The sequence below is a fragment of the Rhizobium leguminosarum bv. viciae USDA 2370 genome (assembly GCF_002008365.1).
GTDB classification, from domain to species: Bacteria; Pseudomonadota; Alphaproteobacteria; order Rhizobiales; family Rhizobiaceae; genus Rhizobium; species Rhizobium leguminosarum.
In genome coordinates this window covers 1-3,059 of the sequence record NZ_MRDL01000057.1, presented here as the reverse complement: position 1 = coordinate 3,059, position 3,059 = coordinate 1, and the positions used below count along the sequence as shown (strand labels likewise).

Sequence of the window (3,059 nt, the reverse complement as noted above, 5' to 3'; positions counted from 1 at the left end):
GAAAGCCGTGACCGGCGCAACTGCCTGACGTCACAAACAAGCGCCTTGTTCAGGCGTCCATGAAACAACGTGACATCGCCGTCGCACTTTATAAGATCTAGCGGGACATTCGGTTAATCAGCTGACACGTGTTGCTACCCGTCAAAAACACAGCAAGTCAAAGGTGGACGCATTTCCAAGACCGGGCCGAAGCCCAACAGACTCGGAGTTCAGACAAAGTCGATCCGACAGTTTTTCCGTTGCAGCCTGAGCCGGTTGCGTCAATTTTGCCTATCCCTGGAAGGGGCGGGCGTGACGCATGGACGACAATGCCTCCGTCGGGCTCTGCGTCTGATAGGATCGCCGTTCAGGCTATCGTCAGCTTAGTCCAATAAAGCGGAGCGGGCAGGGAGGAGCCGATGTGAATATTCTACTCGTTGAAGACAATATAGCCCAGGGAACTACCATCGTCACAATTTGCAGGGCTAAGGGCTTTGCGGTCGAGTGGGCAAAGACCGGGGCTTTCGCGGAGGAGTTAGTGCTTTCGGGCTCTTTCGGATGTATCCTTCTCGACTATGTGCTGCCGGACTGTAGCGGTGAAGACATCCTCCGTAGCATCAGGAAGCGATCTGATCCGACGCCGATTGTCATGGTGTCGGGGCAGGCTGGCATAATGGAATGCATCCGGCTTCTTGATGCGGGAGCTGACGACTTTATAACTAAGCCGTACCATCAGGACGAGCTTTTCGCTCGCATCAACAGTGCGATACGTCGCCGGAGCGTCTGCGAGCTTCCGGAAATCCGAGTCGGGACGCTTATCATACGGCGGTCTGAGAGACTGGTCGAGCGTGACGGCGCGCCCGTCGGCCTGTCCCCACGCGAATGGGCAGTGTTAGAGTGTCTTCTGAACCGAGTTGGACGCCTCGTCGAAAGGCATACCATTGAATCCGCGCTCTATGATTTCGGCTCTGAGTTCGAGAGCAACACTGTGGAGGTTTATGTCTCCCGGCTGCGCAAAAAAATTGGCGGGGATCGGATAGAGACCGTGCGTGGCTACGGTTACAAGCTCGTGGCCAAATGAAGAATCGGCTGCTCTCCAGCTCATCGCTTTCGCACAACGATGGCCGCGCTGATCGCGAGCAATTTTGCCAACGGCCCGTCCGTCGAAGCACCAGCTTTTATCCAGTTTTACACGACGGCAACTTTCATAACGTATTTGGATTGGCGCTTGTCAGCCGTCGCTCAATACAGGTAGCAATGATAATGATCCAGCGGCTAATAGCGTCCAATAGAGAACTGAGTGCGTCTAACGAAGAACTGAGGGCTTTCATTTACGCACTGGAGGCGGACATCTCAGCAGGGCTCTTTGACAACAATGCCACACGCCTGAGCACGAACGATCGCCCCGCGCCACTCGCCACACAGGGTTCGATCAATAGGCTTCTCGATGAAGTAATCTTCCAGCGCGAGGAGACCGCACGCGAGCGCGACTTCATTGAATGCGCCGAACATGAGGTGAATAACCTGATCGCAGGCGCCAAACTTCAAGGGGAAATCGTGCTTGGCGAGCTCCGAGGCAATCCCCTGGAGGACCGCGTCCGCTCCGTTTTGGAGAATGTGTCGCTCGTTCCAAGCCTATTACAAAAAATCCGTGAAGTTACCCGAGCCAATTCAATTTTCGGCGAAGGCTCTCACGATCCAATTGATTTAGTGCAAGTATGTCGGGCTGTGATAGATCAGCAGTTCGGGGACTACACGCCATACGCTGGAAGGATAATTTGCGACACCCTTCATTGCCCTTCCTTGATCCGGAACGTTGACGCCGAATCCATTGTAGTAATTTTCCGTAATTTGTTCACAAATGCCCTCATCCACGGTGCCCCCGCTGGCAGGATTGGGGTGTCCTTTGCAAGTAATGGCGCCTTCACTGTTATAAACCGTGGGCAGATTGTACCCCCTCAAGATTTGAAAAAGCTAACAGATAAATTCAAACGTGGTGGGACTAACGCTCGGGGCTCGGGGATTGGCCTCTACCTAGTCGACAAGGTGGTCAAGAAACTGGGTGGCACTCTTAAACTTGATTCGCCGGCGCAAGGCAGCGACGATGGATTTGAGGTTACCGTTCACTTCCCTGAGTGATGCTGGTTCGTAAGCGCGAGTTTCCTCACACTTCTTTGGTTGAGGGATGTCTGGCAGTTGGCGGCCACCAAATAGGTCGACACCAAGCGATGGAGAAGGTCGGAAGCTTGTGCGCGTCGACGTCGCCAGAGCGAGGAGGCACTTGGGCGCGCGGCGACCCACGCCCGCAGCTGGGACGCTCAGTGCCTCACATCAGGTTTGACGCGCTGAGGGAAAGAAGGTTGACACTTCGCTTATGCGGGAGCGCCGGCCGATCTGTTGAAGACGTCTCCTGTCTTGAGCATGCTGTGCATGATGACCGCAAGCTTTCGGGCGACCGCCACTGCAGCGCGCTTGAAGCCCAGCCGCTCACGCAGCTTAGAGGATGAGGGGCCGACCGGATACAAATAGCACTGCTTCGACGATCGGACGGGAGATCCTCGCCGCTTCCAGCAGTACGAGATCGTAGGCGCGCGATGCTTCCGCGAGGACCTCGACGACGAAAGGCTCCGTAGTCTTGAGCTCGCGCGTGCGCACATCCACGCAAGCAGCGACCGCCATGCCGTCAGCGCCGAGGCACGATTGCGACTGACGGCCCTCAGCGTCCCGCGCCATCTTCGCCGCATCGATGATCAGCGACGACAGTGCATTGGATACGTCGGGGATGGCAATCTCCACCGCACAGACGGTAAGCGTCGCCTGCATCTGGTGCGCAAGTGCGACGTCGTTGACAATCATGAATTCCGAAGTCGCATCCGGATAGGTGAGGAGCGGAAGAAAGGTAAGCGCGAATTTCTCCGCACCTTCTGTAGTTGAGTGAGTTTTGGCACTAGGTGTCCACCTAAAAGAGGTGGACACCTAGTTATGAATGAAGGTCAAAAAGAGCTGGCTCGGGAAATCTGCACAGCGGGGATAAGTGGAATTTCTACCTGACTTCGGCTTAGATGCCAGGAACAGGAGAT

General features: G+C 55.4%; 3 protein-coding genes and 1 pseudogene. 2 read left to right on the top strand and 2 right to left on the bottom strand.

Features of this window, described 5'->3' with window-relative positions:
- Positions 1–400: 400 nt before the first annotated feature.
- The gene (locus BS629_RS34135; RefSeq protein WP_077988783.1) at positions 401–1,060 is read left to right on the top strand and encodes a response regulator transcription factor; all 660 of its coding nucleotides are present in this window, start codon (positions 401–403) and stop codon (positions 1,058–1,060) included.
- Complete coding sequence (locus BS629_RS34130) at positions 1,057–2,118, top strand: sensor histidine kinase (protein WP_077988782.1); 1,062 nt, start codon at positions 1,057–1,059, stop codon at positions 2,116–2,118. The genes BS629_RS34135 and BS629_RS34130 overlap by 4 nt, the downstream gene beginning before the upstream one ends.
- Positions 2,119–2,351: 233 nt before the next feature.
- Here BS629_RS34130 and BS629_RS38760 read toward each other — a convergent pair.
- Positions 2,352–2,477, bottom strand: a pseudogene (locus BS629_RS38760) (IS110 family transposase); the annotation flags it as partial.
- Positions 2,476–2,835, bottom strand: coding sequence for a hypothetical protein (locus BS629_RS34125; RefSeq protein ID WP_245315125.1), 360 nt, complete (start codon positions 2,833–2,835; stop codon positions 2,476–2,478). The pseudogene BS629_RS38760 and the gene BS629_RS34125, both read right to left, overlap by 2 nt.
- Positions 2,836–3,059: the final 224 nt, after the last annotated feature.

Bases quoted from the DNA above. Each gene is read 5' to 3' on its own strand.
- BS629_RS34130 (WP_077988782.1), top strand. From the start codon at position 1,057: ATGAAGAATCGGCTGCTCTCCAGCTCATCGCTTTCGCACAACGATGGC.
- BS629_RS34125 (WP_245315125.1), bottom strand. From the start codon at position 2,835: ATGATTGTCAACGACGTCGCACTTGCGCACCAGATGCAGGCGACGCTT.